We start from the raw sequence: 7,319 nt of genomic DNA, 5'->3' as shown, positions 1-7,319 counted from the left end.
TTTAACGTAAAGATTCTGAAAATCATTTTTTCATCAAAATCATTTTAAAAACAAAAAACTGAACTTAGTCGAAAAGTTTGTGTGAATATTTTGCGTGAATTTCTTTGTGGAAAATCTTTGTGTTGATTCTTTAAATTCAACATACATAAATTCTTTCTGAATTGACGCAAGTTGAATTAAAGTTACTACGAAACCACAACAACGGTTTTATTCAATTTTGCAGGCTTGGTTTTTTTCTATTTTGGAATTTTTTTAATCTAAAATTTGTCTATATTTGTTAAGGCTTGGTTATTAATCAGCAAAACTGAAATAAAGCCGCGAACCGTTAGCAAATATTGAAGAAAAAACGCAACCAATTAGCATAAAAAACATCTAACAATAATAAAATGAAAAAATGAAAAATTTTTTAATATTTAGTTTAATCAGTATATTTCTTATTGGATGTTCAAAAGACGACGAACTTACTGAAATTAAATATAATGGCTACGGTGGAATATCAAGTAAACTTAATGGTGAAGTTTTGAAGCCAAAAGGTGGTGGAATATTCGGAAATACTGATTGTAGAATTGACCAAGACACAAATGGACCTGTATTTTTTTCAGTAAGTTATACTAATACAAATAATAATATTTTTAAATCTATAAGAATTGTTGCACTAGATGTTCCTTATGAGAATATGACTGGTCAAACTTATAATTTAAAATCAGAACAAAATATAGAAAGTTTTGCCAACTACAATTTAAGTATTGATTTTGATGAAAATTTATATGAGACAAATTCTATTCAAAATGGAGAACTAAAAATATTATTCCATGATAGACAGAAAAACATTATTGGTGGAACATTCTGGTTTGACGCAATCAACGAAAATGGTGAAATAATAAAAGTCACAGATGGCAGATTTGATTTATTTATTAACTAAAAAAAACATTTGCTAACAATGGTTTTATAAAATGGTTTAGGCTTGGTTTTTCCTTCGGAAAAACCTCTATGATTAGTAATTTTGTTCTATATTTGCTTTGGTCAGTGATTAATTCAAACCACTTTATAAAGCCACTAAACGTTGTAGGTTACACTCGAGCTACACGTTTCGTATAAAAAGAGTGTAGATATTTAAATTAAGTGTTTTTACAGAATTCTCTGGGTGTTTTCCCTTAATTTTTTAGGTATTTTTACCTATTGTATATTATATATTTTTAATTAATTTTGAAATAATATTAGTTACATTAACTTATAATTTAAAATAAAAAAAACTATTCTATATGAAAAAAATAATTTTACTGCTACTAATTATAACTACATTAAGTTGTTGTAATAAAGATGATGACACATCAAAAAATCCTGTTAACCAACTACCACCAGCAACACAGATTGGGGCAAATAAGGTAGGTTGTCTATTAGATGGTCAAGTTTTTTTACCTGGTAATCAACCACTTTCAACCAATTGTTTTTACCAATTAGTTAATGGAGAATATTATTTTGCACTTGCTTTAAGAAAAAGTGACGATCAAAATATTTTAATAGGTATCGATATTGGTACCAATGCTAAACAAATATTCCAAGGTGAAACATATAACCTTTTAGAGTTTACAACAAATAATGCATCTGCTGCATACATATATGGAACTTTTGAAAATTTCACTAATGATGTTTACACAGGAGAATTAACAATTACAAAGCTAGATCCAGTAAATCAAATTGTTTCAGGAACTTTTTGGTTTGATGTAGAAGATACAAATGGAATTATTCATCAAATCCGTGAGGGTCGTTTTGATATGCAATACACGCAATAAAAACAAGAACCGTTTTGTTACAGCAAAACGGTTCTATAAATTAAACACTATTTAAAATGTCTAACCTTTCAATTTTACAAAATTATGAAATTTATAAACTATTTCTGCAAGTTTTCACTTGTTTTAACACTACTATTTAGTCTATTGACAAATGCTCAAACTGTTAATACATCTTTTGCCACTCAAATTAATAGTACTTTTCAATACTTGGATAAAACAAAAGTGCCTCACAAATTATTGGTAAATTATGCCATGGAATTTGAAGAGCTTTCAGCTTACAACGGTGTTTTATCAACCCAAAACAATACTAGTGTTGGTAAATATACCGCAATATATAATACGTTGCTTATGGCTAGAATTCAAACTGGTGTTCCAGATTTGGTCAATCCGACAACTTTCAAAAGCAATTGGAATAGCCTTCGTCAAGCCAATAAAATTGTTTTAAGTGGTTTATATTATAAGTATAGTGAATTTAAACCCGATGCACCAAACAATACTATAACCATAACTAATGGTAAATTGTACGATAAATATATAAACGGAGTTTGGCAAAATCCATATAACGAAAAGCAAGTTTTTGCAATAGCTACACCAATAACAACATATAAAAGTTTGTCAATGCAAGTGCAGTTACCTAGTTCTTTATGGTACACTAACCAAAGTAGCAGTGTGCAAAGCATTGCAATTGATTTTAACGATGGTTCGGGTTATCAAACTACAACATTTGGACAATTAAAAACAGTAACCTACTCAACATCTGGTTTAAAAGAATGGAAATATAAACTCACATTAACGAGTGGTCAAATATTACACAGCCATTCTAAAATTTTTATTGATGCAGAAATTCCACCAATAAATAATAATTCTGAATCACAAAGAACAATCAATCAGCCTTGCTCTGTAAATCAATTTGGAATAGATAAAGTTGAATTTTATGGAACACGTCAATATTTAGGGCAATCCAATTCAGCTACATTAGAAATAGATTATAGAAACACATTAGGATGTGGAATCATAACTAGACCATTAATTGTAGTAGAAGGTTTTGATAGTGGTTTATTAGGTGTTGAAAATCCTTTAGGGGAAAACACTTATCTAGGATTTAGAGGAACAGCGACTAATACTCTAGCGGGCAATTTGAACGGGCAACTTAATACATATGACATCATCTATGTCAATTGGGACCAAGGAAAAGATTACATACAACGTAACGCTTATTTGTTAGAAGATATTATCAAGTGGGTAAATAGTGTAAAACAAGGTAATGAACCCAATGTAGTTTTAGGACAAAGTATGGGAGGTCTTGTTGCTCGCTATGCTCTAAAAGACATGGAAAATCAACAAATTTTATTTCCTAATACAATTCCTTCTTGGACACATCAAACTAATTTATACATCAGCCACGATGCACCACATCAAGGAGCAAATATACCTTTGGCACTTCAATATTTTGCTCGTCATATGGCTGATCAATTTGTAAATACTCCATTAGAAGATATGAATATTAATGTAACTGGTAATGGAGGTCCCGTATCAATTGAAGACCTACAAAGTTTGTTAGATGCACCAGGAACTAAACAATTGTTAGCAAATTATATTAATTCTGGGTTTGAATTAGACAATTTTATTGGAAATAGTTTTAGAACAGAACTTCGCAATTTAGGATACCCACAACAAACTCGCAACATAGCTATAAGTAATGGAAACCATTGTGCAATTCCGCAAAATTTTAATCCTGGTGATAAATTATTTTCGCTAACAGGTGATGGACAAACAACTTTTTTAGTTGATTGGTTTTTATTATTAACACCAGTTAATTTTGTTGGTTCAATTACTTTAGCTTATTTATTTAATGAACCTGCATTACTAGTAGGTATTCTACCAGGTAACAGTAAGTTTAGCTTAAACTTTCAAGGGAACTCGCTACCAGCAGCAAACACAACTTCGGAAATATATAAAGGGAGAATTACTTTCACTAAAACATTATTCAGTCTTTTTGGTTGGGCTCCCAAAATAACAGTAGAATTGACCGATGAAAGCTATGATAATCCAGTTTTTTTACCTTATGATTATTATCCTGGTGGTAGTTATAATTCATTTATATCTAATGGTGGTACAAATAGTCAAGGTATTATAAATCTTTTCTTAACTTATGGTATACAAGCAGAAGCAAAAGAAAGTTTTAATTTTATTCCAACTCCAAGTGCTTTAGATGTTGGTAGTGGAAATGTTGTCTTAAACAACAATGACTATTTTGTAAAATATAATGCTTCATTACCACCAACAGGTTCAAGAGCAATCCCTTTTGCTAACTTCACGACATCACATGACCCAAATGGTAGTAATGAAGAGCATATTTCTTTTAATACTCGAAATGGAAATTGGCTTGCAACTGAACTTGATAATGACCCAAATAATCAAGAAATTTTTAATTGCTTAAACTTCTGTTCAAATACTCAAATAAACGGAAGTACTTTACTTTGTGTTACTGGCATTTATTCAGTAACAAGTGATGCTGATCCTACACAAACAATATGGTCAATATCAGAAGGTGGTAATTTAGCAACCTTAGTTCCAAATGGTAATCAAGTAACAGTAAATCAAGCTGACATTAACCAAAGTGGATACATAACTTTAAATGTAACTTATAGTAATATTAGATGTGGAATTGCTTCCACTCAATTAGTAATTTGGGTAGGGAAACCAAAAAGAACAACACAGATAGTTAATGGTCCAGATAGTAAACCAAGATATACAACTGGTAGTTATAATGTCCCTTTAGTAGAAAAAGCTACCCATTATGAATGGTTTATTACAAATGCTGCTCCTAATTGTGGTTGTACAACAAATAGTCAAGGATTAACAACTTGTCCTACTGGTACTGTTTTTCCAAAATTTCAAAACACAAACCTTTCAAGTATTACAACAACATCAAATGCAGTAACAATAGATTGGGGTAACTGTGCAGGCACTTATGCTGTTAATTGCAGAGCAGTTAATACTTGTGGAAAAACTGACATACCTTTTAAATCGGTTACAGTTTATGATCCCTACAATAACCCAAACAATCCATGTACAGGTTTTTTAAAAATCGCACCTAACCCTGTAAGTAACGGTAATATTTATGTAACTTTCAATAAATTAAATCCTTATGGTAATCCTTGTGTTGTTGAAAACTATCCTATAGGTATTAGCTTTAGGGTTATAATCTATGACTTGCAAGGTTTAAGAGTTTATGAAAACAATTACAATACAAATGAATTCGCAATAGATGGTCTTACATTAAATAGGGGTAACTATATTCTAAATCTTACAATTGATAATTATGAAACCTATAGAGAAACATTAATTGTAGAATAAATAACTTATATAGTAAATAAATAAGCCAATAGCTTTATGCTAATGGCTTATGTTATTCTAAACCTAAAAGTTTCAATAAATTAAAAAAATTGTTAAATTATCAAATCAATATAAATTTTTATTTAATTTTGAATTATCATTAACTATTTAACATTTTTATTATGGCATCAACATCAGAAGTAGGTCACGCAAAAAATGTAGCAAACTTTCAAGATTTAATTGAGTTTGTTACTGGTTATGGCGCAACCTACAATCCGTCAAAAAACAGTTTAAAATTGCCTCAACTTGTTGCATTAAAAGCAACGGCAGAAACAAAATTAACTGATGTAATTACAAAAAACACCGCTTACAACAACAAAGTAAATGAACGTATGATTGCCTTCGGCAATTTAAAGTCATTATCTACTCGTTTAGTAAACGCTTTACAAACAACCGATGCTTCTGATGAAACTATCGACGATGCAAAAGGTTTTAATCGCAAAATGCAAGGTAAAAAAGCGTCATCTACGCAAACACCAACCGACCCAAACGCACCAGCACCAAACACAATTTCTACAAGCCAACAATCTTACGACCAATTAATCCAACATTTTTCTGGTCTTAAATCTGTTTTAGAAGCAGAGCCAAGTTACACACCAAACGAAACCGAATTACAAGTTGCAACATTAACAACAAAAATTGCAGACCTTAATACAAAAAATACTGCCGTTGCAACTGCTTATACTAACATTAGTAATTCAAGAATTTCAAGAAACGAAACTTTATACACAAGCGAAAGCGGTATTGTTAAAACCGCAAGTGAAGTTAAAAAGTATGTTAAGTCAGTTTTCGGAGCAAGTAGTCCGCAATATGACCAAGTTAGTGGCATAAAGTTCAAAAAATCATAAATATAATTTGAGTACTGCTTAAAAAAAGCTAAAAACAAAAAGACTTATTGCTCACGCAATAAGTCTTTTGTTATTATTATTTAGATAGTTTCCTACCCTATTTAGATTTCTTGCTACATCATTTAGATTTATGTCATAAGCATTTAGATTTATGTCTTCCGCATTTAGATTTATGTCTTCCGCATTTAGATTTATGTCTTCCGCATTTAGATTTATGCCTTCCGCATTTAGATTTATGGCTTCCGCATTTAGAATTATAGCTTCCGCATTTAGATATATGGCTTCCGCTTTTTGAATTATAGCAACTTCTCAAATATTAGTGGTTAGTTCTTTTAATCTGTTGTTTAGTGTGTCAAAAAAAGTGCAACCTACAACACCGGTTTTGCACAATGGCTGGGTATGGTCTTTTATTATAAAGGGTTGTTTTTAATCTAAATATTTGTTTATATTTGTTGTGTTCAGTGTACAATCAACGCCACTGCGCAAAGCCAATAACCGTTAGCAGTAATGTCCAAAAACCGAAAATAACACAATACAAAAAATGAACTTTAATTATAAGAATTTTACTGTTTATGGGGAAAACCCAAGTAATTGTCCACATTGTCATAGAGATATTGAACCAATTCAAATTTCTACTTATGCAGAAAAAGACATTTGTTACTCAATATGGAAGTGCACCTTTAGAGAATGTGGGAAAGCATTTGTAGCGTCATATAAAATTACAGGACAAAGAACCTCTGAATTCGTTGGATTCTTAGATGGAACTCCAATTGCTCCACATTGGCCAGAAATTATTAATAAATTAAATTCAAAATTTATAACCACCTACATGCAAGCATTACACGCTGAATATTTAGGGCTTGACGAAATCTCTGGAATGGGCTTTAGAAAGTCAATTGAGTATTTGGTAAAAGATTATCTTATTCAACGAGATAGCTCATTGGAAGGAAAAATCGAAGATTCTCTTCTTGCCAAAGTAATAGGTGAAAATTTTACTCTATCACAAGAAGCCGATTTAAAAGATCTATTACAACGAGCAACTTGGTTAGGTAATGATATGACTCATTATCTAAAATATCACGACAATTTTGACATTTTAGACTTGAAGGAATTAATAAAATTAGTAATGGACGAGATTCATAGCATCGAACAAAAAAGACATTATATTGCAAACATTCAAAGTAAATATAAAAAGTAAAACACTACTGCTAACAATGGTTTTATAAAATGGTTTAGGCTTGGTTTTTCCTTCGGAAAAACCTCTATGATTCACAATTTT

General features: G+C 30.7%; 5 protein-coding genes. All 5 read left to right on the top strand.

Annotation, left to right across the window (positions count from 1 at the left end; all coding sequences use genetic code 11):
* Positions 1-394: 394 nt before the first annotated feature.
* The 5 genes from G507_RS0109245 to G507_RS17350 all read left to right on the top strand — a co-directional run bounded on the left by G507_RS0109245 (position 395) and on the right by G507_RS17350 (position 7,238).
* On the top strand, positions 395-922 hold the full coding sequence (locus tag G507_RS0109245; protein ID WP_026717222.1) for a Riean_0653 family protein: 528 nt from the start codon (positions 395-397) through the stop codon (positions 920-922).
* Positions 923-1,262: 340 nt separating this feature from the next.
* Positions 1,263-1,793, top strand: a complete 531-nt coding sequence (locus G507_RS0109240; RefSeq protein ID WP_026717221.1) for a Riean_0653 family protein — start codon at positions 1,263-1,265, stop codon at positions 1,791-1,793.
* An 84-nt stretch (positions 1,794-1,877) separates the two neighbouring features.
* On the top strand, positions 1,878-5,153 hold the full coding sequence (locus G507_RS17660; protein WP_157496555.1) for a T9SS type A sorting domain-containing protein: 3,276 nt from the start codon (positions 1,878-1,880) through the stop codon (positions 5,151-5,153).
* Positions 5,154-5,314: 161 nt separating this feature from the next.
* Complete coding sequence (locus G507_RS0109230; RefSeq protein WP_026717219.1) at positions 5,315-6,040, top strand: hypothetical protein; 726 nt, start codon at positions 5,315-5,317, stop codon at positions 6,038-6,040.
* 541 nt (positions 6,041-6,581) lie between these two features.
* Positions 6,582-7,238, top strand: coding sequence for a DUF4145 domain-containing protein (locus G507_RS17350; protein ID WP_051191575.1), 657 nt, complete (start codon positions 6,582-6,584; stop codon positions 7,236-7,238).
* Positions 7,239-7,319 lie beyond the last annotated feature (81 nt).

This window comes from Flavobacterium gelidilacus DSM 15343 (assembly GCF_000422685.1).
Taxonomy (GTDB): domain Bacteria; phylum Bacteroidota; class Bacteroidia; order Flavobacteriales; family Flavobacteriaceae; genus Flavobacterium; species Flavobacterium gelidilacus.
Note: the sequence above shows the minus strand (reverse complement) of the source record. Positions and strands in the feature narration are given on the sequence as shown.